This is a genomic window from Amycolatopsis sp. NPDC033938 (assembly GCF_055575975.1).
The window spans coordinates 67,632-91,097 of record NZ_JBVIRO010000027.1; the positions used below are offsets into that span (position 1 = coordinate 67,632).

A 23,466-nucleotide genomic window follows, 5' to 3' on the forward strand; every position below is an offset into this window, starting at 1 on the left:
ATACACCGTAAACCTGTCAAGCGAGAGGCGCCGAGATGACGCGAAGAGAACCGTTGAACCGGGAGAAGGTCCTGGACGCGGCGCTCGCCTTGGCCGCCGAAGAGGGCCTCAAAGGACTCTCGATGCGCAAGCTCGCCAAGACACTCGGCGTCGAAGCGATGGCGCTGTACAACCACGTCCGGAACAAGACCGACATCCTCGACGGCATCGCGGAACGCGTCTACAGCGGGATCGAACGGGCCGACCCCGCCGCACCATGGCCGGACCGGGTACGGGTCACCGTGCTCAACCTCTACCGCGCGCTCGCCCGGCATCCGGTCGTGCCGATGGCGCTGGTCACCGACGAGGCCACGCCGAACTCGCTGCGCGCCCTGCAACCGATCGAGGATCTCGTCGGCGCGCTGTACGAAGCCGGTTTCGACGACGACGGGGTCCGCCAGACGCTCGGCGCCCTGAACAGCCTCGTGTTCGGTTCCCTGCTACTGACGACCGCCGGCTTCGCCACGGAACGACGCGGCGAAGCCGAACAGGAGCAGATGGACCACTATCTCCGGCGGATCGACCCGGCGGTCCTGCCGAACTTCAGCCGCGCGCTGCCAGCGCTCGCGACCGTCGATCCGGAGCGCGACTTCGCCAGGGCCTTGGACATCCTGATCGACGGCCTCACTTCGGCCGCAGCATCGGGACCAGGAACCGCCTAGCCACTTCACGGACCTGTTCGTCGTCGTCGAGATCGATGACATGACTCGGGGTGACCAGGAAGGAGGCGGAGACCCGGGTCATCAGTTCGGCGACGAGTTCGACATCGACGTCTTCCGAGACGTTGCCGGCGTGCTGCTCGCGGCGGAGCTGCCCCGCGACGAACCGCTGCACCGCCGCCAGGGTGTGCCCGCCGTCGCTGACCATCGACGGGACGAGCACGTCGGGCTCGACGGTCATCAGCCCGCCGATCAGCGGGTTGTGCCGGATCGCCCGCAGTGCGCTGGCGAAACCGAGCACGACCCGGTCCGCGGCCGATTCGGCGTGCTGGATGTCGAGCAGGAACTGGTCGAAGTAGCGCCGGAACTCGCGGCGTACCACCTGCTCGACCAAAGCGTCCTTGGTGGCGAAGCGGCGGTAGGCGGTGATCCGGGAGACACCGGCCCGGCGGGCGACGTCCTCCATCGTGGACCGCCGGATCCCCATCCGGCAGAACTGGTCGTAGGCGGCGTCGAGGAGCCGGAGCGCGATCTCGTCGCCTTCCTCGGCGCGTTCGAGCGCGTCGGTGAGCGCGCGCTCCAGCAAAGAATCCGGGTCTGGCGTCTTCGCGATGATTGTGCTCTCCTTGAGATACGCGGTTGCACACTTTGTATCACAGTATCAATCCGCAGGTCCGGGACTCAAGGAGGAGTACTGGCGCATGACCGAACTCAATCGACGCAAGATGCTGATCGTCAGTGGCGGAGCGACTCTGCTGGGGGCCATGGGGCTGGCTCAGCCCGCCTGGGCGTGGAGTCCGAGCGGTTCGGTGGCCGGAACGGGGGCGGGCACCGATCCGAAATGGGTGTGGGACGCCGAAGCGGATCCGGTGGTCGCCGCGGTCCTCGACCGGGGGCAGGTGGCACAGGTCAACCAGGCGCTGCGAACCTGGACCAGGAACGACCAGCCGACGCCGTCCGGGCTACCGCCGGAGCTGCGGGAGTTCGTCGAGCACGCACGAGCGCTGCCCTCGTGGGCCGATCAGTCCAAATTGGACAAGGCGGCGGATTTCATGAAGGTCAGCGGGCGGTTCGTCAACCTGCTGAACGGCCTCGGCGGCGGGATGCTGAGCACCGCCATCCCGAACGAGGCAAGGGCGGTCTACTACTCCAAGGGCGGCGCGGACATGAAGGACCGCGTCGCGAAGACGGCCAAGCTCGGCTACGACGTCGGTTCGCTCAACGCCTACCGGCCAGACGGCCAGATGATCGTCTCCGCGGTGAAGACCCGCCTGGTGCACGCCGCCGTCCGGCATCTGCTGCCGCAATCCCCGCACTGGCAGCAGGGAATCCCGATCAGCCAGAACGACATGCTGGTCACCTGGCACACCCTGCCGACCTACACGATGCGCAAGCTGACCGAGTGGCGCGTCGCGGTCTCCCCCGCGCATTCCGCCGCCTACCTGCACAGCTGGCAGGTGACCGGCCACATGCTGGGGATCAGCGACGAGTACCTGCCCTCGACATGGGACGCGGCGTACGCGCAATCCACGCAGGTGCTTGACCCGGCGATGGGACCGACCCGCGAGGGCGTCGAACTCACCGACATCCTCCTCGACATGCTCGCCGAGCAGACCAGTCCCGGCGGCGCCGACCGGCCGATGGTCAACGCGCTGGCGCGGTACATCGTCGGCGACCGGGTCTCCGAGTGGAACGGGATCCCGCGCGAACCGGTCTGGGATCCGCTGATCGGCACCGCGTTCCGGGCGCTGGTGGCGTTCCACGAGAAGCTCATCCCGCTGCCGCTGGTGCCACCGGTCGCCTGGGTGCTGGACGAGGCGATCCGGCAGTACATCCGGCTGTGGCTCTCGGGAGGCAGGCCGGTGCACATCGAGATCCCCGACATGAACCGCCCTTCCTGATCAGCCGGTGGCAGGCAGCAGGTTGAGCCGGTGGGCCGCCGTCGCGGCCTGGACCCGACCGGAAACGTCCAATTTGGACAAGATGTTCGAGACGTGGGTGCTGACGGTCTTCGCGGAAATGTAGAGCTCGACGGCGATCTGGCGGTTGGTCCGTCCTTCGGCGAGCAGTCGCAGCACCTCGATTTCCCGCCCGGTGAGGCCATGGCGGTCGAGCGCGGACTCTTCGGGTTCGGCCAAGGAGACACGAAGGGCCGTCGCCAACCGGGCGATCTCGGCGCTCAACGGGACGGCGCCGAGCCGGTCGGCGTGCGCGGCGGCGCGGCGGAGACGAGTGGCCGCGTCGTCGTGGGCGCCGGTCTCGATGGCGGCTGTCGCCGCCGCCAGCAATCCCCGTGCCTCGGGGTAGGGCTCCCCCAGCTCCGCCCAGGCCGCGGCGGCCCGATCCCAGGCGGCCTGTCCGGGATCGGTGAGCGCGAGGAAGGTGAGCCGGTGCGCCTCTTGCACCGGGCCGATCGTCGGGACCGTGTCGGCCAACGACCGCAACCGGGGACGGAATTCGGGCAGGTGGGCTCCGGCCACCAGCACCGGCCACAGATACCGTGGGCTCTCCTCGATGTCCGGCAAGGTCAACGTTTCGGTCACCAGCGCGGCGGCCTCGGCGTGCCGGTGCCCAGCCAGTTTCAGGTCGATGTTCAGCCGGGCGAGCGGCAGCAGGTCTTGCGTATCGGGATAGCCGCGGGTGAACACCTCGCGTGCGTACGCGGACGCTGTCTCCGCTCCGGCGAGATCCCCTCTGGCCAGCCGGATCGTGCCGTGCAGGACCAGCAGATAGGCGTCGAGGCCGGGGATCGGCGGGTGACCGAGCGCGTTTTCGATCGTCTCGGCGGCTTCGTCCCAGTCGCCGACGGCGATCAACGCTTCGGCGAGGTTCGCCGCGTGGATCGGGCCCGCCGTCCGCACCAGACCGGCCGCCGTGCACACGGCGAGACCGGACCGGGCCACCGTCGCCGCCGCCGCGTGCCTCCCTTCGCCTTGCAGTACATCGGCTTCGCGGCGCAAGACGTGCAGGAGTGCGACGTCGTCGGCGTGTTTTCGCGCGGTCGTGCCCGCTTCTCGCAGCTTCGGCAATTGCGTGTCGAGATCGCCTGTTCTGGCGTGGGAGTAGGCCAGGTCGGCCGTCGCCATCACCTCGGCGCGGACATCGCCGAAGCGCCGGGCGGCGGTGATCGCCGCCTCGGCGACCAGCCGCCCCTCGGCCTCGCACGGCACTGTCAGCAGACGACGGGAAAGGGTCGCCAGTGCCGTCGCCGCCGTCGGATCCGTTTCGGGGATCAGTGCGGCGGCGGCACGCAGGTCCTCGAGTCCGCCGGGCTGTCCGAGCGCGTGCCGCAGCTCTCCCCGGCACATCAGCAACCGGCCCGCCCCGCCCGGCTCGGCCGTGGCGTCGATCTCGGCGAGCAGGGGCTCGAGGAAGGCGAGGGCGCGGGTCACGTCGCCTGCCGAGGTGGCCGCGTCCACCGCCATGCCGAGCACGTCACGGCGTCCGGCACCGACCTGGTCTTCCGCGGTGGGCACGAGCCTCCACAGCCGCAGTACTTCGGTGAGCAAGTGCAGCTGCTCGGCATAAGCCAGTGACCGCCCGGCCGCCGCTGCGGCGCGCCAAGCCGCGGTCAGCGCTCTGGCGGGATGTTTGTCGGCGACCGCCGCCCAGTGGACGGCGAGCTGCGCGCCCGCCTTTCCCGGCAACGCGAGCGACGGATCACGTTCGAGGGCTTCGGCGTAACGCACATGCAGCCGGGCGCGCTCCGCGGGGAGCAGATCGTCCTGGACGACCTCGCGGACCAACGCGTGCCGGAACCGGTAGCCCTCGCCGCTCACCCCGATCAGGTTCGCCGCGACGGCGGGGCGCAGCGCGGCCGTCAGCGCCGTCTCGTCGAGCCCGGTGACCGTCGCGAGCAGCTCATGTCCGATGTGGACAGTGCAGACCGACGCCGCGCGCACGACCTCTTGACTCGGCGCGGGCAAGCGTGTCAGCGGGGCGATCAGCAGCTGAAGGATCGACTGCGGCACTACGGGACCACGCTGATCACGACAACTCAGCAAAGCCTCGACGAACAGCGGATTGCCCTCGCTCCGCGCGAAGACCTCGTCGCCGAGATCGACATCCGGCTCGTGACCGAGCAACTCACGCAGCTGCGCTGTCACCCCTCGCCTGGACAGCGGGTGGAGGTCGAGCCTCCGGACCCAGCCGATCCTGGCCAGCTCCGACGGCAACAGCCGCCCGTGGTGAGTGCGGTCGAGATCGGTCCGGTAAGTGAGCAGGATGAGCACGGCAGGCACCGCCCGCTGGTTCCCGACGAGGAACAGGAGCAGTTCCCGGGTCGACCGGTCCGCCCAATGGACGTCCTCGACCAGCAGCACCGTGGGCCCCTCCTCGGCCAGGGACTGCACCAGGGACAGCAGCTGTTCGAACAGGCGTGCCTTGGCCAGCTCCGTGTCCCCGGCGGGTGGTGATCCCAGCACGGGCAGCAGCCGTCCGAGTTCGCCCGCCACGCCGCCGGGCAGCCGCTGGAGAACCCCGGCGACACCGATCTCACCGACCAGGTCACGCAGCATCGAGGTGAACGGCGCGAAGGGGAGACCGTTCTCTCCGAGGTCGAGGCAACCGCCGGACAGCACTCGCGCCGCGTCGCCGAGCGTCGCCGCGAACTCGCCGACCAGGCTCGACTTCCCCACTCCCGCGTCGGCGGCGATCAGGACGGTGGCCGGCGCGCCCGCGCCTGCCTGGTCGAAGGCGGCACGCAGCCCAGCCAGTTCCCGATCCCGTTCCACGAGCGCCATGGGCCGAAGTCTAAGGACCCGAATAGGTCACCTGCCCGATGCCGGACCGCGTCCGGGCACCGCAGGCTGGCGCCATGATCGGCGACTCCCTGGACAGGACGACCTCACCACGGGTGAGCAGGCAGCTGGTGATGCTGCTGATAGCCGCCTTCGGCGCGCTCAGCGGGTTCTACCTGCTGGTGTCGGTGGTCCCGGTGTACACGGCGGAATCGGGCGGCGGCGGACTCGGCGCCGGGCTCGCCACCGGCGCGATGATGCTGTCCACGGTGCTGACCGAACTGGCCGTGCCGCGACTGCTGGCCCGGCTCGGCTACCGCGCCGTGTTCGCTCTCGGCCTGGTTCTGCTCGGCGTGCCCGCACTCGTGTTGATCGCGTCGCCCGCCACCGCGCTGGTGCTGGCGGTCAGCCTGGTGCGTGGCGCCGGGCTCGGGATCGTGGTCGTCATCGGGAGCGCGCTCGCCGCGGAGCTGGCCCCGGCCCGGCGCCGCGCCGAAGGGCTCGCGCTCTACGGCGTCGTGGTCGGGGTGCCCGCGGTCGTGGGACTGCCGGCCGGGATCTGGCTCAGCGAGCGGTTCGGGTTCACGGCGGTGTTCATCGCCGCCGCCGTGGTGGCGCTGGTGCCGCTGGCCGTCGTGTCGGCGCTGCCGTCGAAACCAGGCGACGCGACACCGGCGCATTCGATGCTGGGGGCCTTTCGAGTCCGCGGGCTCGCCCGGCCGACGGTGGCCTTCACCGCGATCACGTTCGGCGCGGGGGTGTTCGCGACTTTCCTCCCGCTGGCGGTGCCTGCCGAAGCACGCGGTACGGCGGCCATCGCGCTCCTCGTGCAGTCACTGACCATGTCGGCCGCCCGCTTCGCCGCCGGCCGGTTCGGGGACCGGCACGGCTCCGGGCGGCTGTTCGTTCCGTCCGTGCTCGTCTCGGCCGTCGGCGCGGCGTTGCTGCTGTCGACGGACAGTTCGCTCGCGATCGTCGCCGGGATGGCGTTGTTCGGTGCCGGATTCGGCGCGGCGCAGAACGTGACGCTGGCACTGATGATCGAGCGGGTCGACGCCGCCGAATACGGTCGCACGAGCGCGCTGTGGAACCTGGCCTACGACGCGGGATTCGGCATCGGCGCGGTCGCTTTCGGGCTGCTGACCGGACCGTTCGGCTACCTGACCGGGTTCGCGTTCACCGCCGCCGTGCTGCTCGCCGCGCTCGTCCCCGCGATACTCGACCGGAAGGAAGACAGGTCATGATCCATGTCGACAAGGCGCTGTCGACGGCGCGTGCCGCGCTCGACGCACTGGTGCGGGTCCCGTCGGTGAGCGCGGGATCCACCGACGACGTGCGACGCAGCGCCGAACTGACGGCCACACTGTTCCGCGACGCGGGTATGCCGGAGGTCGAAATCCTCGACGACATCCCGGGCGGCCTGCCCGCGGTACTGGCCAGATATCCGGCACCACCCGGGCAGCCGACCGTCCTGCTGTACGCCCACCACGACGTCCAGCCCGCCGGTAACCTCGCGCAGTGGAACAGCCGGCCGTTCGAGCCGACCGAGCGCGACGGACGGCTGTTCGGCAGGGGCACAGCCGACGACAAGTCCGGTATCGCGGCCCACCTCGCCGCGGTGCTCGCGCACGAGGGCAAGCCCCCGGTCGGCGTCACCGTGCTCGTCGAGGGAGAGGAGGAGATCTCTTCGCCGACACTCGGCGCCCTGCTCACCCGGTACCGCGACCGGCTCGCCGCCGACGTGATCGTACTCGCCGACTCGGAGAACCTGGAGCGCGGCACACCGGCGTTCACCACTTCCCTGCGCGGCACGGCCGCGTGCGTCGTCGAACTGCGCACGCTGGAGACCGGTGTGCACTCGGGTGGCTTCGGTGGCCCGGCACCCGACGCGCTCAGCGCGTTGTGCAGGCTGCTCGCCACCTTGCACGACGAACACGGTGACGTCGCCGTGGCAGGCCTCAAGACCGGATCCGTTCCCGAATACGGCTATCCGGTGCCGAGGTATCGCGCCGAGGCGGGTGTGCTCGACGGTGTCGAGCTACACGGCACGGGCTCCATCGCGGAGCGGCTGTGGGCCAAACCGGCGGTGGGTGTCCTCGCCATCGACGCGCCCCCTGTCGCGGACGCGTCGAACACCCTCATCCCGGTGGCCAAGGCCAAGGTCGGACTGCGGGTGGCCCCAGGCGACGACGCGGTCCGCGCCGCCGCGGCGCTCGCCGAGCACCTGACCACGTACACCCCGTGGGGCGCGCGGGTGTCGGTTTCGGTCACGGAGATCGCACAACCCCACCACGTCGACACCTCCCATCCCGCCTACGCGGCGGCCGGACGCGCCTACCGCGCGGCCTACGGCGAGGACGCGGTCCACATCGGCAGCGGAGGCAGCATCCCGTTCGTCGCGGAATTCGCCGCCGCGTTCCCCGCCGCCGCGATCCTGATCACCAGCGCGGGCGCGGACACGGACTCGAACCCGCACGGCGCCGACGAAAGCGTGCACCTCACGGAGTTCGGACGAGCTTGCCATGCGGAAGCCCTGCTGCTCACCGAACTCAGCCGCTCCCCTCGTGAGTGGCAATAACGTTTCTAGAGGTATGGCAACCGTGGGGGTGTCCGTGGGGGCCGTGAAGGCCTCCTTCCCTACTCTCAAGGTAGGGAAGGAGGCCTTCACGACGCGGATCTGGACCGGTCAGCGAAAGTCGATTCTGTTGAGGGGTCAGGCGAAGTTATCGTGGCCGACACCACTGCTGCTCATGCCGCGACCCCAGCGTCGAAGCCTGATGTCCTGAAGGCTCCCTTCGAGACCTTCAACGTCCCAAAGGGAGCCTTCAGGCCACACCACGTTTTCCTTACCCCTCAATAACCGTCATCACCACTCACGAGACTTTCAGTTCAGACTCGAACAAGGCCTCGCGTCGGGATCTTGAGCCCCCTTCGGCACCCACCGCACGTTCGCGAACGAAGCGGAGAACTGCCCCTCGGTGTACACCAGGAACGGCGTGTTGACGTTCTCCAGATCCAACCCGTTCGCGAAGCACGACACCGGGATCTTCACCGTCAACTTCGGCGCGCCCGCCAGGTCGGTGAACAGCTTGGTCGCGTTGACCTCGGAGAAGCACGGGTAGACGCAGTGCATGCTGAGCACCGTCCGGCCTGCCGGTGCCTGATGCACGATGGTGTCGAACTCCAGCGCCGCGTCGGCGTTGAGGTAACCGCGCAGATCGTTGGTACCGGCCGGGTTCTGGAAGTAGAGCTGGGCGGGGCCGGTGCCGGTCCAGGTCGACTTGAGGCCGTCCTGCTGGACGTTCACATCGGATTGAACGACCGCGATCTCGGCGTGCGAAGCGGTGCCGTCCGGGCCGATCTCGGTGCCGCCCCAGTTCTGCGCGGAACCGATGAAACCCTTGTACGGTGCGACATCCGTCCGGTTGAACAGCTCGAGGTCCTCGGTCGCGGTCCCGCCGCCACCGGTCGAACCGCACGTCACCGGCCCGGCCGTCTCGTCGAGTTGCCCGATGGTGACCCGCTGCCCGGTCTTGAGGCCGTAGCCGAGTTTGAACAGCGGATCGTACTCGGGCGAACCGGCGTTCAGTGGTGTCTGGCAGGCGCTCTTCGGCCAGGAGTACGGCAGGGTGCCCTTGAAGCCGCCCTTGACGAGGACATCGGCGACTCCGCCGCCCTCGGTACCGGGCAGCCAGGCCGCCACGAACGCGTCCGAGCGGTTGATCTCCTTGTTCATGTACAGCGGGCGGCCGCCGACGTAGACCGTGACGACGGGAGCGCCTTTGCCACGGACCTTGTCCAGAACGGCCAGGTCCTCGGGGTAGAGCTTCGCGGCTTCGAGCGTTTTGCGGGTCAGGTCGCCGACGCCCTCCGCGTACGGGGTCTCACCGATGACGGCGATGACGGCGTCGTAGCCCTTCGGGTCGGTGTCGCCCTTCTCGTCGAAGGTGACGTTGACGTCGCCCAACTGCTGCTTGAGCCCGGCGAGGATCGAGGTGGCGTTCGGGAAGTCGGCGTTGGTGTTGCCGGTCCCCTGCCAGCTCAGCGTCCAGCCGCCGGTCTGGTTCTGGATGCTGTCCGCGCTCTTGCCGACCACCAGGACCTTCGACTTCGGCTTCAGCGGCAGCACGTCGCCGTTGTTCTTCAACAGCGTCTGCGACGAGCGGACCGCGTCGCGCGCCAGCCAGGTCTCCATCAGCGCTTCGTCGGAGTTGGCGTAGGAACGCTCGGACGGCTTCTGCGACTCGTACAGCCCGGAGCGCAGCTTGACGCGCAGGATACGGGTCACCGCGTCGTCGATCCGCGAGAGCGGGATCTGACCGCCGTTCACCTGCGCGACGGTGTTGGCGATGAACGCCTTCCAGTCGTGCGGGACCATCACGATGTCGATACCGGCGTTGATCGCCTGCGGGCACGACGCGTTGGTGCAGCCGGGGACCTGGCCGATGCCGTTCCAGTCGGACACGACGAGGCCGTCGAAGCCCATCTTGCCCTTCAGGATCTGGTTCAGCGCCTTGTCGCTGCCGTGCAGCTTGCCCTCGTTGATCCCGAGTTCGGCGTTGGTCCAGCTGTTGAACGACACCATCACGGTCTGGGTGCCCGCCGCGAGCGCGCCGTAGTAGCCCTGTCCGTGGACATTGATCATCTCGGCTTCGGAGGACGGGTTGACCCCCTGGTCCTGCCCCTTGAGGGTGCCGCCGTCACCGATGAAGTGCTTGGCGGTGCCGATCACGCCGTTGTAGCCGATGCGCTTGGACGATCCGTCCTGGAGACCGTTGATCGCCTCGTAGCCGTACGCCCGGGTGATCCGCGGATCCTCGGAGAACCCTTCGTAGGTCCGGCCCCAGCGGTCGTCCTTGACGACGGCCAGCGTCGGCGCGAACGCCCAGTCCTGGCCGGTGGCGCGGATCTGCCGGGCCGTCGCCGCGGAGATGTCGCGCACCAGGCACGGGTCGTGCGCCGCGCCGAGACCGATGTTGTGCGGGAAGACGGTGGCGCCGTAGACGTTGTTGTTGCCGTGCACGGCGTCGATGCCCCAGATCACCGGGGTCCGGGTCCGGCTGCTCTTGGCGGCGTCCCAGTAGGCGTCGGCGAGCTTCAGCCAGTCCTGCTGGGAGGCGTGCTTGTCCTGGTTCGGCCACGAACCGCCACCGTTGAGTACCGAGCCGATGGAGTACTGGCGGACCTCGTCGGGGGTGATGGCGGCGATCTCGGGCTGGGTCATCTGCCCGACCTTCTCCTCGAGGGTCATCCCCTTGAGGAGCTGGGCGATCCGCTGCTCGTCACCGGCCTTGCCCTTGAACCGGCTCTCGACCTTCGGCCAGTCGGCGAGCGTCGGGAGACTCTTCTCGATCCGGGCGCAGCCGTCCCGGTCGAGCGCGGGTTTCCCGATCATGGGCTGGTCGGCCGCCCCCGCCGACGGCGCGGCCGCCACGGCCCCGCCGAGCAGGGCGAGGCTCATCAAGGCGACGAGCGGACTTCGGCGCGCACGAGAACGTCTTGCCATGGTCTGTCCATTCTGCGGGAGGCGGGGACCGGCCGATCTTCACCGGAGGCGGACTGGCCCGTCAAGGGTTTCGGACCCGTACCGCGGTTGTTATTTTTTGTCATAAAATAAGACTTGACATGTCACCCGGCCACGCGGCGCCGATCGCGCCGTTTGACCGCGTACGGCAGGAAGAACAGGTACAGACCGCTGAACATCAGCAGGAAGAGCGGCGGCAGCGGAGTGTAGAGCACCCAGCCGGCAGGATCGCCCATCGCCACGACGACGAAGCAGACGATGACGGTCGCGACGAAAACGAGGGACGTCCAGCGGTGGAACGTCCGGATCCGCTTGTTCACGGGAACCTCCTGAAGTCGGTTTGCCTGTGGCGAAGACGCTAGGGATCCGGCGGGGGCCGGCGCTTCTCGATTCCTGATCGGTCCGCTTGACCTCTACATTGCTGGAGCTTTTACCTTCGCGGAAGACGAAGGGAATCGAGCATGACCGTCTTGGTGACAGGAGCCACCGGAAACACGGGCCGCCACGTGGTGGCCGAACTGCTCCGGCGCGGGGAACGCGTCCGGGCACTTACCAGGAATCCCGCCGGAGCCCGGCTTCCGGCGGGCGTCGAAGTGGTGGAAGGCACGCACACCGCGCCGGAAACGCTGGCCGGAGCCTTCGACGGCGTCACGCGGTTGCACATCACCGCGACGGCCGGGCTCGCCGAGGTCGGCGCCGACCTGGTGAAGTGCGCCGTGGACGCGGGCGTGCGCCGGATGACCATGGTGTGGGGCGGCTACGTCGGTCCTACGGAACAGGCGATGGCCGAGTCCGGGGTGGAATGGACGCGCCTGGAGCCTCAGGAATTCATGTCCAACACGCTGACCTGGATCGACGCGATCCGCGCCGACGGCGTGGTCCGCGAGCCGTACGATTTCCCCAGCGCGCTCGTGCACGAGGCCGACATCGCCGCCGTCGCGGTTACCGCGCTGGTCGAAGACGGCCATTCTGGTCAGGCCTACAACCTGACCGGCCCGGAAGTGCTGACCCCGCGTCAGCGGGTCGCGATCCTCGCGAAGACCCTCGGCAAGGAAATCACGTTCGCCGAATTGCCCCACCAGGCGGCCATCGACCGGCTGACGGCCACCGGAGTCTCCCGCGAAGACGCCGAGTACGTCATCGCCTGGTATGCCGACCCGCCCGCGGAGGCGAGCACTGTGGACGACACGGTCGAGAAGGTGACCGGCCGCCGGCCCCGTACGTTCGCCCAGTGGGTCGCGGAACACCCCGACCGGTTCTGAACTCACGCCGGAAGCGGTCCGACCGCCTTCACGATCTCCAGCACCGGAGCGGTGTGCAGGGTGCGAATCGCACGCTGCGCGCCGAGCCGGCGGGTGAGGTAGTGGTGCAGCGCGGCGGGGTCGGGACACAACGCCTGCGCGATCAGATTGGTCGGCCCGGTCGTGGCGGCGACCACCGCCAGCTCCTCGTGGGTGGCCAGGGTCGTCGCGACCTCGTCCAGATCCGCCGGTGCGATCGCCATCCACAGGAACGCCTGGGTGGTCACGCCGTACAGGGCCGCGTTGATCTCGACGTCGAAGAAGAGCGCACCGCTCGCGCGAAGATCGTCCAGGCGGCGGGTCACGGTCGACGGCGCCAGGCCGGTCGCGACGGCGAGCTGCGTGACGCTCATCCGGCCGTCGTGACGGAGCACGTCGATCAGGGCGTGGTCCACCGGGGTCAGCGGACCGTGATCGACAGCGGTTTCCTTGGGGCGTAACGCTTCTCGCTGCTCCTCGGTCAGTGCGGCCAACCGTCCGTGCCAAGCCGTCGGGCCGCCGAGATAGGTGTGCAGCATGAGATGGGCGGACACCGCCGTGACGGTGGCGGTGCGCGGGATGTCGTGCAGCAGCATCGCACTCGGCGAATCCCTCGGCGTCTGCGCGATCGCGACGATTTCCGTGCCGCCCGAGGTCAGTTTGACCCAGGACGTGTCCGACCGCTTCGCCAGCGAACGGGCGAGCGTCCGCGCCGTGGCCGGCTGGGCGGTGAGCCGCACGATCCACTGCGTCAGGCCTGCCTTGCCGGGATCGGGCAGACCCACCACCCGCAACCCCGCTTCGGAGCGAAGCCGTTGGTAGCGGCGCGCGACGGTCTGCGTGGACACGCCGAGCACGGCGCCGACACGGCTGAACGGCGCCCGGCCATCCAGGTGGAGCGCATGGATCAAACCGCGGTCGATCTCGTCAAGCATGGAAGATTTCATCCATTCGGCGCCGGATTCGTGGAACGAAGCCCATCGTCGCCCGACCATCGCGGTCATGCAAGAGACAAAAACCAGCCCGGCTCCGCTCGCCATCCTGCTCGCGGCCGAGGCGATGAACGTGCTGGACGCGACGATCACCCAGGTTGCCGGTCCGGCGATCCACGCCGACCTCGGCGGTCCCGCGTCCACCATCCAGTGGTTCGGCGCCGCGTACACCCTCCCGTTCGCGGTACTCCTGATCGCGGGCGGCAGGCTCGGCGACATCTTCGGCCGCCGCCGGATCTTCCTGTCCGGCGTCGCCGCGTTCGCCTTCGCGTCACTCTGCTGCGCACTCGCGCCGGACACCGCCGTGCTGATCGGCGCGCGGGCGGTGCAGGGTGCGGCGGCGGCCTTGGTGATCCCGCAGACCATCGGGTTGATCAAAACGCTCTACACCGGCCCGGCGCTGGCCGCGGCACTCGGCTGGAACGGGCCGGTGGTCGGCCTTTCGGCGGTGAGCGGGCCGCTGCTCGGTGCCGCGTTGACGGAGCTGTCGACCTGGCGGGCGGCTTTCCTGGTGAACGTGCCGATCTCGATCGCGGTGCTCGCGGCGGGCAGACTGTTGCCGGAAGACCGTTCCGCGCAAGGGATCCGCTTGGACCTGCAGGGCACGGCCCTCGCCTCGCTCGGTACCGCGCTGATGGTCTATCCGCTGATCGACCAGTGGAACTGGGCACTGTTCTCCGGCGGCGTCGCCGTCCTGGTGGTGTTCGGGTTCCATCAGCGGGCGCGGCGGCATCCGCTGGTCGAGCCGAGCCTGTTCGGCCACCACGGCTTCCCGGCGGCGCTGGTGACGTCGACGTTGTTCTTCGCGGTGATGAACGGGCTGATGCTCGTGGTCGTCCTGCATCAGCAACTCGACGAAGGCCGGAGTGTGCTGGCGTCCGGCCTGACCTTGCTGCCGTGGTCGGGCGGGCTGGCACTGTCGTCGTGGGCGGCGGGCCGGTGGCTCGTCCCCCGCCACGGGTCGCGCGTCGCGTTCGCCGGTCTGACGTCGCTGCTCGCCGGAATCCTGCTGGCGATGACGGGTCCGCTGCCTCTCGCGCTCGGCGTCGGCGGCCTCGGACTGGGGCTGTTCACAGTTCCGTTCTTCACGACGGCGTTGTCCCGGGTCCGTCCACATGAGACCGGTTCGGCGGCGGGACTGCTGAACGCGGTGCAGCAACTGGGCGCGACGCTCGGCGTCGCCGTCCTCGGCACCGTCTTCCTGCAGGGACGCTCACTGATGTGGACGTTCTCACTGGCGGGGGCGCTGGTGCTGACGACCATGGCGACCACCGCGCTGATGTACCGGCCCAGGAAACGGCCTAGCCTTCAGCGGCCTTGAACCACGCGCCGATCCCGGCGAGCGCGCCCGGACCGTAGTCGCCCCGGACGTCTTCGGCCAGGTCCGCGATGGAGACCGCGCGCAACGCGGCCCGCCACTGCGTTTCGGCTCCTGCCATCGCGCGGCTGATGGCGCACGGCGCCGTGCACGCTTCGGGCGGCGTCGCCATCGGCCCGCGTTGCCGGATCTCGGTGCAGACGAAGGCGGGACCGGGCCCGTCGATGGCCTCGACGACGTCGAGCACCGTGATCTCCGAAGGCGGCCTGGTGAGGACGTAGCCACCGGACTTCCCCTGCACCGACCGGATCAGGCCGGCCCGCGAAAGAGCCTGAAGCTGCTTCGCGAGATAGCTCGGGGAGACGTCGTGCAGCTGCGCCAGACGCGCGGCCGGCGCGGGTTCGTCGACCGACGTCAGCACGACACAGCAGTGCAGCGCCCATTCGACCCCGCCGGACATCTTCACCCGGATGACTCTAACCCGCCCCTTGACTCGGACACAATATGTCTGAGTATTATCTCGGACATGAGGTGTCCGAGTTAGCGGGCATCTGTCGACGAAGGGCACTGGGTCATGAAATTCGCGATCATCGGCGGCACCGGACTGATCGGCTCACAGGTCGTGCGGAACCTGAACGAAGCAGGGCACGAGGCGGTCCCGCATTCGCCGTCCACCGGGGTCGACCTGCTCACGGGACAGGGGCTGGACGCCGCGCTCGACGGCGCCGACGTGGTCGTCAACCTCACGAACTCCCCGACCTTCGACGAGGCCTCCCCCGCGTTCTTCCGGACGTCGATGGACAACCTCGTTGCCGCGACGAAGAAGGCGGGCACCGGGCATTTCGTGATCTTGTCGATCGTCGGCGTCGACCAGGTTCCCGAACTCGACTACTACCAGGCCAAGACGCTGCAGGAAGACATCCTCAAGGGCAGCGGGGTCCCCTACTCGATCGTCCGCGCCACCCAGTTCATGGAGTTCGTCGACGCGGTGCTGTCCTGGACCGCCGACGAGAACACGGTCCGGCTGCCCAGCACACCGATCCAGCCGATCGCCGCGGCGGACGTCGCCGCCGCCGTTTCCGAGGTCGCGGCCGGAAAGCCGCTGAACGGGACCCTCGACGTGGGCGGTCCTGACGTCTACCCGCTGGACGAACTGGGCCGGATCACCTTGTCCGCCCAGGGAGACACCCGTCCGGTGACCACCGATGAGACGGCGGGAATGTTCTCCGCCGTCCGCGGCGACGTGCTCACCACCAAGGACGGCGCCCGCATCGCCGCGACCCGCTACCTCGACTGGCTCAAGTAAGCGCACAGCGCGTGAAGGCCCCCTTCCTCGGCTGAGCCGAGGGAAGGGGGCCTTCACGCGCGTCGGGGCGACCAGAGCGGCGGTCAGCTCGACAGCAGCGCCGGAGCGGCGAGACGGCTGGCGTTCGCCGCTTCGTCATCCGGCTGGGCCTGCGCGGAACGCTCCGCCTCGACCCGGGCGAGGTAATTGGTGACCTCGCGCTCCTGCCGGTGCGAGTCCCAGCCCAGCAGCGGCGCCATCAGCGCGGCCACCACCGGCGCCGCCGTCACACCGCGATCGCGTTCCTCGATCGAGATCCGCGTACGGCGCGTCAGGACGTCCTCCAGGTGCAAGGCGCCCTCGTGCGAGACCGCGTAGACGACCTCCGCTTTCAGGTATTCCGTCGTTCCCGGGATCGGCTCGCCCAGTTCCGGACGCTCCGACATCGACTCCAGGATGTCCTCCACCGCGGTGCCATAGCGCTGCAGCAGGTGCTCGATCCGGTTCAGCGGCAACCCCGAGCGCTGGGCGAGCGTGTGCCGCGCGCCCCACAGCTCGTGGTAACCCGTCGCGCCCACGATCGGCAGACGCTCGGTCCACGACGACGGCGCCGGGCGGCCGAGATCCTCCACCGCGACGTCGACCGCGTCCGCGGCCATCACCCGGTACGTCGTGTACTTGCCGCCCGCCACGATCACCAAGCCGGGCACCGGATGCGCGACGGCGTGCTCCCGCGACAGCTTCGTCGTCGAGGTCGCCTTCGCGGCCAGCAGCGGCCGAAGCCCGGCGTAGACGCCTTCGATGTCGTCGGCGGTGATCGGCGTGCGCAGTACGGCGTTGACGTGGTCGAGCACGTAGTCCACGTCGGCCTGGCTGGCCGCCGGGTGCTCCCGGTCGAGGTCCCATTCGGTGTCGGTGGTGCCGACGATCCAGTGCCGTCCCCACGGGATGACGAACAGGACGCTCTTCTCGGTCCGCAGGATCAACCCGGTGTCCAGGTCGATCTTCTCGCGCGGCACCACCAGGTGGATGCCCTTCGACGCGCGCACGGTGAACGGCGCCGGGATACCCGCCGCCTCGGCCATGTCGTCGCTCCAGACGCCGGTGGCCGCGACGACCGTCTTCGCCCGGACCTCGATCTCCGCACCGCTCTCGCGGTCGACGACCTTCGCGCCGACGACGCGCTCACCCTCTCGGATCAGGGAGGTCACTCGCGCCCGGGTGAGCACCGAAGCGCCTTGTTCGGCCGCCGTCCGCGCGATCATCATCGTGTGGCGGGCGTCGTCGACCTGGGCGTCGTAGTACTGGATCGCGCCGATCAGGGCGTCTTCGGCCAGTCCGGGCGCCACCTTCGCCGCGCCGCGTTTGGACAGATGCCGGTGGCGCGGCAGCGCGCGAGCCCCGCCGAGGGTGTCGTAGAGCGTGACACCCGCGCCGATGTAGCCGCGTTCCCAGACGCGGTGCTTGAGCGGCACCAGGAACTTCACCGGCCGGACCAGATGCGGCGCCAGCGTCTGCAGCAGCAGACTCCGCTCCTTCAGCGCCTCACGGACCAGTTTGAAGTCCAGGTTCTCCAGGTAACGCAGCCCGCCGTGGATCAGCTTGCTGGACCGGCTGGACGTCCCGGCGGCGAAGTCGCGAGCCTCGACGAGCGCGACGGAGAGCCCGCGCGACGCCGCGTCGAGCGCGACGCCGGCACCGGTCACTCCCCCGCCGACGACCAGGACTTCGACCTCTTCGCGGGCGAGCTTGCGCAACGTCTCCGCGCGGTAGACCGGGGAAAGCGGTACGGGTGTCACAGTGTTTCTCCTCGTCTTCATCGGGCTCACTCGACCTCGACCCAGTCGAGGGTGCGGCCGACGGCCTTCTGCCAGCCCGCGTAGCCCTCGGCGCGCTGCTCGTCCGTCCACGACGGAGTCCAGCGCTTGTCCTCGTTCCAGTTCTGCTCCAGCTCGTCGGTGGACTTCCAGAACCCGACGGCCAGACCGGCCGCGTAGGCGGCCCCGAGCGCGGTGGTCTCGGCGACGACCGGCTTCGACACCGGCACGCCGAGGATGTCGGCCTGCAGCTGCATGCAGAGTTCGTTCGCGGTCACGCCACCGTCCACCCGCAGCACGTCGAGCGTGACGCCCGAGTCGTTCTGCATGGCCTCGACGACGTCGCGGGTCTGGTAGCAGATCGCTTCGAGCGTCGCGCGCGCCAGATGCGCGTTGGTGGTCGCCCTGGTGAGCCCGACGATCGCGCCGCGCGCGTCCGAACGCCAGTAGGGCGCGAAAAGCCCGGAGAACGCGGGGACGAAGTAGACGCCGCCGTTGTCCTCGACCTGGCGGGCGAGGCTCTCACTCTGCGACGCGCCGCTGATGATGCCCAGCTGGTCGCGCAGCCACTGCACGGCGGAACCGGTGACGGCGATGGAGCCTTCCAGCGCGTACACCGGCTTCTCGTCGCCGAACTGGTAGGCCAGCGTCGTCAGCAGGCCGTGCTTCGACCGCACGACCTCGTGTCCGGTGTTGAGCAGCAGGAAATTGCCGGTGCCGTAAGTGTTCTTGGCCTCGCCGGGGCGGAAGCACACCTGGCCGACGGTCGCCGCCTGCTGGTCACCGAGCACACCGGTGATGGCGACCTCGCCGCCGAGCGGGCCGTCCGCGCGGGTGACGCCGAAGCGGCCGTTGTTCGACGACGGCGCGATGGACGGCAGCATCTGCTTGGGGATGTCGAAGAACGACAGCAGTTCGTCGTCCCAGTCCAGGGTTTCTAGGTCCATCAGCATCGTGCGCGACGCGTTGGTCGGGTCGGTCACGTGCACACCGCCGTCGGGCCCGCCGGTGAGGTTCCAGATCAGCCAGGTGTCGGTGGTACCGAAGAGCGCGTCGCCCTTTTCGGCGTCTTCGCGGACGCCGTCGACGTTCTCCAGGATCCACTGCAGCTTGCCGCCGGAGAAGTACGTCGCGGGCGGCAGCCCGGCCTTGCGCCGGATGACGTCGCCCTTGCCGGACCGGTCCAGCGCCGACGCGATCCGGTCGGTGCGGGTGTCCTGCCACACGATGGCGTTGCAGTACGGGCGGCCGGTGCGGCGGTTCCACACGACGGTGGTCTCGCGCTGGTTGGTGATGCCGAGCGCAGCGAGGTCGGCCGTGGTCAGGTTCGCCTTGTTGAGCGCGGTGGCGATGACCGACCGGGTCCGCTCCCAGATCTCGGTCGGATCGTGTTCGACCCAGCCCGGCTTCGGCAGGATCTGCTCGTGTTCGAGCTGGTGGCGGGCGATCTCGTTGCCACCGTGGTCGAAGATCATGAATCGCGTGCTGGTGGTGCCCTGGTCGACGGCGCCGATGTAGTCAGGCATCTCTGTCTCTCCTTTGAGGACGGCTCAGGCGGCGGGCTCGAGATCCTTGGCGGGCAAGGCTTCCGGAGCGGGATCGGCGGGCAGGTAGCGCTCGATGAAGAACTTGTAGATCGCGCCGCCGATGACCGCGCCGATGACCGGGGCCACGATCGGGATCCACCAGTACGGATAGCCGTATTGGTCGGTGAACGCCGTGTCGTACCCGGTGAGCCAGGACATCAGCCGCGGGCCGAAGTCACGGGCGGGGTTGATCGCGTAACCGGCGTTGGTGCCCCAGGCCATGCCGATCGCGACGACCAGGAAACCGACGACGACCGGGGCGAGGTTCGCGGCGGGCGCGGTGTTGCGGAGGTCGGTGATGGCGAAGATCACGAGCGCGAGGATCGCCGTTCCGATGATCTGGTCGCGGAAAGCGCCCCAGTCACCCACCGGAAGGGTTCCGTTACCCGGAAGGGTGGAAAAGACACCCTGGGTCTTGATCGTCAGGCCGGGGTCCGCGGCGTTGAGCACCTCGGTGTAGTTCCAGCGCACGATCAGCGCGGCGAGGAACGCGCCGGCGGTCTGCGCCAAGGCGTACGGGGCGACCTTGCGCCACGAGAAGCCCTTGAACACCGCGAGCGCCACGGTGATGGCCGGATTCAGATGCGCGCCGCTGATCCGCGAAGCGACATAGATACCGAGCGTGACACCGATGCCCCACGCCCACGCGATGCTGTCGTGATCCCCGATGCCCGCGGCGACGACTTGAGCCACCACCCCGCAGCCGAACAGGATGAGGATCATCGTCCCGACGAACTCCGCCGCCAGTTCGCCCGCGAGTCCGCGAGCCTTGAGGTTTCGCACCATTGCTTCCTCCACAAAGGACACCGTTGCCCTGATGAGGCCGAAGTTAAGTTCGCGGAAACCCGGGGTCAACGGACACCGGTCGGCATTGTCGAACGTCCGAAGACGATGTTCGACATTGTCGAATCAGCGCCGGTCGGGCTACGGTGTGGCCGTGCCCGGTCCGATCCAGTCCATCGAGCGCGCCGCCGCGATCCTGCGGTTGCTGGCGCGCGGTTCCGGCCGTCTCGGGGTCGGTGAGATCGCCGATTCCCTCGAACTCGCCAAGGGAACGGCGCACGGCATCTTGCGCACCCTGCAAGGAGTCGGCTTTGTCGAACAGGACCGCGACACCGGGAAATACCAACTGGGTGCGGCGCTGTTGCATCTGGGCACGAGCTACCTCGACGTCAACGAACTCCGGTCCCGTGCGATCAACTGGGCCGACGCGCTCGCCGCACGCAGCGGCGAGGCCGTCCGGATCGGCGCGCCGCTGGAGGGCCGGGTCCTGGTGGTGCACCACGTGTTCCGGCCCGATGACAGTCTGCAAACCCTCGACGTCGGCACGCTTCTCCCGTTGCACGCGACCGCGCTCGGCAAGGTCCTGCTGGCCTACGACACCGGTCTCGTGGCATCGTTGCGCACCGGCGAACCGGAGGCCTACACCCGCCGGACCCTGGTCACCCAGACCGCGATCAAACGCGCCTGCGGCAAGGTACGCGAAGCGGGCTGGGCGAGCGAGAACGGCGAAATGATCACCGGCGAGGCCGGGATCGCGGCCCCGATCCGCGGCCACGGCGGCATCGTGGTCGGCGCGATCGGGGTGTCCGGCGCGACGGAACGGATCTGTGAAGCCGACGGCAGCCCGATCCCGCGGCTGCTCGGACACGTGCGCGACGCGGCACGGGCGGTCTCGCGCGATCTCGGCGCGTCCCGATGGTGATGGAGGTGTTCGCGTGGTCCAGCGCTATGTGATGTCGATCGACCAGGGCACCACCTCGACGCGGTGCATCCTGTTCGACGCGCGCGGACGGCTGGTGTCGGTCGCGCAGCGCGAGCACCAGCAGCACTTCCCCCGCCCGGGCTGGGTGGAACACGACGCGACGGAGATCTGGCGCAACGTCGGGCGGATCGTGCCGCAGGCGCTGGCCGACGCCGGCGCCGAAGCCGGGCAGGTGGTCGGTCTCGGCATCGCGAACCAGCGGGAGACCACCGTGCTGTGGGACCGGCACACCGGCAACCCGGTCGGCCGCGCGATCGTCTGGCAGGACACCCGCACCGACGCGATGCTCGAACAACTCGCCCGCGAGCCGGGTGCCGACCGCGTCCGGCAACTGTGCGGGCTGCCGCTGGCGACGTACTTCTCCGCACCCCGCATCCGGTGGCTGCTGGACAGGACGCCCGGCCTGCGGGAACGCGCCGAACGCGGCGATGTCCTGTTCGGCACGGTCGAGAGCTGGCTGATCTGGAACCTGACCGGTGGGGCGGGCGGCGGCGTCCACGTCACCGACGTCACCAACGCCTCCCGCACCATGCTGATGAACCTGCGGACGCTGTCGTGGGACGACGAACTGCTGGAGTTCTTCGACGTCCCCCGCGCGATGCTGCCGGAGATCCGGCCGTCGACAGAGGTGTACGGGACGACCTCGCGGGTGGTGCCCGGGATCCGGATCGCCGCGGCGCTCGGTGACCAGCAAGCGGCCTTGTTCGGGCAGACCTGCTTCGCGCCCGGCGAGGCGAAGTGCACCTACGGGACGGGTAGTTTCCTGCTGCTCAACACCGGTCCGACCCCGGTGCTGTCGGACCACGGCATGTTGACGACAGTCGGCTTCAAGATCGGCGACGAGCCCGCCGTGTACGCGCTGGAAGGCTCGATAGCGGTCACCGGTTCGCTGGTGCAGTGGTTCCGCGACGGACTGGAACTGATCGGCAGCGCGCCCGAGATCGAGACACTGGCCCGTACGGTCGAGGACAACGGCGGCTGCTACATCGTGCCCGCGTTCTCCGGTCTCTTCGCGCCGCACTGGCACAGCGAGGCGCGCGGCGTGATCGCCGGACTGACGTCGTACATCACCAAGGGCCACCTGGCCAGGGCCGTGCTGGAGGCGACTGGCTGGCAGACACGCGAGGTCGTCGACGCGATGAACGCCGATTCCGGGCTCGCGCTGTCCACGCTCAAAGTGGACGGCGGGATGACCGCGGACAACCTGCTGATGCAGTTCGTCGCCGACGTCCTCGACGTGCCGGTGGTCCGCCCGATGGTCGCCGAGACGGTGTCACTCGGCGCGGCGTACGCGGCCGGGTTGTCGGTCGGGTACTGGCCGGATCTGGAGGGCCTGCGCCGGAACTGGCACCGCGCCGGGCAGTGGCTGCCGTCGATGAACCCCACCCGCCGCGACAGCGAATACGCGCACTGGCGGCAGGCCGTGGAACTGACCTTCGGCTGGATGCGGCCGGGGCCGACGGCCGCACCCCCGGGTTCCGACCTGGTCGAGGTCGTCCTGGCCGACCACCGCCGGATCGAGCAGCTGTTCCGGGACCTCCGCAACGACGAGGCCGACCGTCCAGCGCTGGTCGCGGAACTGTCGGCGTTGCTGGTCGCCCACGTCACCGCGACGGAACGGATCGTCCGTCCCGATATGACGGAGAGCGGTCTCGCCTCCGAATTGCTGGCCGTGCTGGAAGCCACCGACTCCGAGAAAGCCTTGGTGACGCTGGAGAATTCGGTCGCCGCGCATATCCGTTCCGAGGAACGCGGACTGCTGAACGAACTCCGGCGCACGATGTCCACTTCGGACCGGACCGGCCTCGGACGGGCTTTCGTCGCGGAACGGCAACGGCAACTGGACCTCGACTGCGGTTCGGCCGCACACGTCCGCGACCAAGGGGCGCGGCTGCGGCTGTAGCCGTTGACGTTCCCGGGCGGCGTGCTAGCCTGTCGCCCATGCAGCGCTTCGCTCGACTCGTACTCAAGCGCGCCGGCTGAAACCAGGTCGCCGGCGCGCAGTCCGGCGACCCCTCGATACGGGGCATCTTCCCGGGACCTGGCCCTTCTGGCCTTTCCGTTCCCGTTCCTGGAGATCCACGATGTCCGTCGTCTCGTTTCACGTTCCCGCCCCTCGTTCCGCGCTGATGGTCCGCCGCCGGATCGCCACCTACTTCGTCGGCGGCGTCGAACAGATTCCCGACCTGGTCGCCGCACTCGGCTGCCTCGTCCACAACCTGTCCGTCGACGTGCGCGACGGCGTCCGGGAAAGCACGATGACCTGCGCCGTCCTGATCGCGGAGGACGAGGTCGAAGCGTTGCTGGAGGGGCTGCGCGGCCTGCCTTCGGTGGTCTCCTCCGAACTGCTCTGACCTCCCCGGTCGTGTCGGGCGGATTGGGGGTACAGACGCGAACAGACCATCCGCCCACCCCCCCCCCCGCCCCCCCGCCGCGCCCCCACACACCGCCCCCCCAGGCCC

General features: G+C 69.1%; 19 protein-coding genes. 10 read left to right on the forward strand and 9 right to left on the reverse strand.

Annotated features, from left to right (window positions below; translation table 11 throughout):
• Positions 1–35 precede the first annotated feature (35 nt).
• On the forward strand, positions 36–701 hold the full coding sequence (locus ACZ5ZX_RS38655) for a TetR/AcrR family transcriptional regulator C-terminal domain-containing protein (RefSeq protein WP_465506952.1): 666 nt from the start codon (positions 36–38) through the stop codon (positions 699–701).
• On the opposite strand, the gene ACZ5ZX_RS38660 is transcribed toward ACZ5ZX_RS38655, so the two are convergent.
• Positions 664–1,284: a TetR/AcrR family transcriptional regulator gene (locus ACZ5ZX_RS38660; protein WP_465506953.1), complete on the reverse strand. Its 621-nt coding sequence runs from the start codon at positions 1,282–1,284 to the stop codon at positions 664–666. The two genes, ACZ5ZX_RS38655 and ACZ5ZX_RS38660, sit on opposite strands and share 38 nt — an antisense overlap.
• A gap of 115 nt (positions 1,285–1,399) precedes the next feature.
• On the opposite strand from ACZ5ZX_RS38660, the gene ACZ5ZX_RS38665 reads away from it, so the two are divergent.
• Positions 1,400–2,599 (forward strand): oxygenase MpaB family protein, encoded by a 1,200-nt coding sequence (locus ACZ5ZX_RS38665; protein WP_465506954.1) that lies wholly within the window; start codon positions 1,400–1,402, stop codon positions 2,597–2,599.
• On the opposite strand, the gene ACZ5ZX_RS38670 is transcribed toward ACZ5ZX_RS38665, so the two are convergent.
• Positions 2,600–5,440: a helix-turn-helix transcriptional regulator gene (locus tag ACZ5ZX_RS38670; RefSeq protein WP_465506955.1), complete on the reverse strand. Its 2,841-nt coding sequence runs from the start codon at positions 5,438–5,440 to the stop codon at positions 2,600–2,602.
• Positions 5,441–5,514: 74 nt separating this feature from the next.
• Between ACZ5ZX_RS38670 and ACZ5ZX_RS38675 the strand changes: the two genes are divergently transcribed.
• Together ACZ5ZX_RS38675 and ACZ5ZX_RS38680 are read left to right on the forward strand one after the other, a co-directional pair.
• On the forward strand, positions 5,515–6,681 hold the full coding sequence (locus ACZ5ZX_RS38675) for an MFS transporter (RefSeq protein ID WP_465506956.1): 1,167 nt from the start codon (positions 5,515–5,517) through the stop codon (positions 6,679–6,681).
• Entirely contained in the window at positions 6,678–8,015 is a 1,338-nt protein-coding gene (locus ACZ5ZX_RS38680) for a M20/M25/M40 family metallo-hydrolase (RefSeq protein ID WP_465506957.1), read from the forward strand. The genes ACZ5ZX_RS38675 and ACZ5ZX_RS38680 overlap by 4 nt, the downstream gene beginning before the upstream one ends.
• Positions 8,016–8,321: 306 nt before the next feature.
• Here ACZ5ZX_RS38680 and ACZ5ZX_RS38685 read toward each other — a convergent pair whose 3' ends face one another.
• Entirely contained in the window at positions 8,322–10,898 is a 2,577-nt protein-coding gene (locus tag ACZ5ZX_RS38685) for a glycoside hydrolase family 3 protein (protein WP_465506979.1), read from the reverse strand.
• A 167-nt stretch (positions 10,899–11,065) separates the two neighbouring features.
• On the reverse strand, positions 11,066–11,281 hold the full coding sequence (locus ACZ5ZX_RS38690; protein WP_465506958.1) for a hypothetical protein: 216 nt from the start codon (positions 11,279–11,281) through the stop codon (positions 11,066–11,068).
• 141 nt (positions 11,282–11,422) lie between these two features.
• On the opposite strand from ACZ5ZX_RS38690, the gene ACZ5ZX_RS38695 reads away from it, so the two are divergent.
• Positions 11,423–12,223 (forward strand): NmrA family NAD(P)-binding protein, encoded by an 801-nt coding sequence (locus ACZ5ZX_RS38695; protein ID WP_465506959.1) that lies wholly within the window; start codon positions 11,423–11,425, stop codon positions 12,221–12,223.
• A gap of 2 nt (positions 12,224–12,225) precedes the next feature.
• Here the strand turns inward: ACZ5ZX_RS38695 and ACZ5ZX_RS38700 are convergent, their stop codons facing one another.
• Entirely contained in the window at positions 12,226–13,176 is a 951-nt protein-coding gene (locus ACZ5ZX_RS38700) for an Lrp/AsnC family transcriptional regulator (protein WP_465506960.1), read from the reverse strand.
• 67 nt (positions 13,177–13,243) lie between these two features.
• Between ACZ5ZX_RS38700 and ACZ5ZX_RS38705 the strand changes: the two genes are divergently transcribed.
• Positions 13,244–14,554, forward strand: a complete 1,311-nt coding sequence (locus tag ACZ5ZX_RS38705; protein WP_465506961.1) for an MFS transporter — start codon at positions 13,244–13,246, stop codon at positions 14,552–14,554.
• Here ACZ5ZX_RS38705 and ACZ5ZX_RS38710 read toward each other — a convergent pair.
• On the reverse strand, positions 14,535–15,011 hold the full coding sequence (locus tag ACZ5ZX_RS38710) for an RrF2 family transcriptional regulator (protein ID WP_465506980.1): 477 nt from the start codon (positions 15,009–15,011) through the stop codon (positions 14,535–14,537). The two genes, ACZ5ZX_RS38705 and ACZ5ZX_RS38710, sit on opposite strands and share 20 nt — an antisense overlap.
• A 114-nt stretch (positions 15,012–15,125) precedes the next feature.
• Here ACZ5ZX_RS38710 and ACZ5ZX_RS38715 point away from each other — a divergent pair, with 114 nt between their 5' ends.
• On the forward strand, positions 15,126–15,857 hold the full coding sequence (locus ACZ5ZX_RS38715) for an SDR family oxidoreductase (protein ID WP_465506962.1): 732 nt from the start codon (positions 15,126–15,128) through the stop codon (positions 15,855–15,857).
• An 83-nt stretch (positions 15,858–15,940) separates the two neighbouring features.
• Here ACZ5ZX_RS38715 and glpD read toward each other — a convergent pair whose 3' ends face one another.
• Genes glpD through ACZ5ZX_RS38730 form a run of 3 tightly spaced genes read right to left on the reverse strand, consistent with a single transcriptional unit; the run spans position 15,941 to position 20,025 of the window.
• Positions 15,941–17,656 (reverse strand): glycerol-3-phosphate dehydrogenase, encoded by a 1,716-nt coding sequence (gene glpD / locus ACZ5ZX_RS38720; protein WP_465506963.1) that lies wholly within the window; start codon positions 17,654–17,656, stop codon positions 15,941–15,943.
• A gap of 5 nt (positions 17,657–17,661) precedes the next feature.
• Positions 17,662–19,179 carry a glycerol kinase GlpK gene (gene glpK / locus ACZ5ZX_RS38725; protein ID WP_465506964.1) on the reverse strand — a complete coding sequence of 506 codons (1,518 nt, stop codon included), beginning with the start codon at positions 19,177–19,179 and terminating at the stop codon, positions 17,662–17,664.
• 24 nt (positions 19,180–19,203) lie between these two features.
• The gene (locus ACZ5ZX_RS38730; RefSeq protein WP_465506965.1) at positions 19,204–20,025 is read right to left on the reverse strand and encodes an MIP/aquaporin family protein; all 822 of its coding nucleotides are present in this window, start codon (positions 20,023–20,025) and stop codon (positions 19,204–19,206) included.
• Between the two features lie 151 nt (positions 20,026–20,176).
• Between ACZ5ZX_RS38730 and ACZ5ZX_RS38735 the strand changes: the two genes are divergently transcribed.
• The 3 genes from ACZ5ZX_RS38735 to ACZ5ZX_RS38745 all read left to right on the forward strand — a co-directional run bounded on the left by ACZ5ZX_RS38735 (position 20,177) and on the right by ACZ5ZX_RS38745 (position 23,358).
• Positions 20,177–20,944: an IclR family transcriptional regulator gene (locus tag ACZ5ZX_RS38735; RefSeq protein ID WP_007033228.1), complete on the forward strand. Its 768-nt coding sequence runs from the start codon at positions 20,177–20,179 to the stop codon at positions 20,942–20,944.
• A gap of 13 nt (positions 20,945–20,957) precedes the next feature.
• Positions 20,958–22,907, forward strand: a complete 1,950-nt coding sequence (glpK, locus tag ACZ5ZX_RS38740) for a glycerol kinase GlpK (protein ID WP_465506966.1) — start codon at positions 20,958–20,960, stop codon at positions 22,905–22,907.
• Between the two features lie 181 nt (positions 22,908–23,088).
• A complete protein-coding gene (locus ACZ5ZX_RS38745; protein WP_465506967.1) occupies positions 23,089–23,358 on the forward strand; it encodes a hypothetical protein in 270 nt (89 codons plus the stop codon).
• The last annotated feature ends 108 nt before the right edge of the window (positions 23,359–23,466 follow it).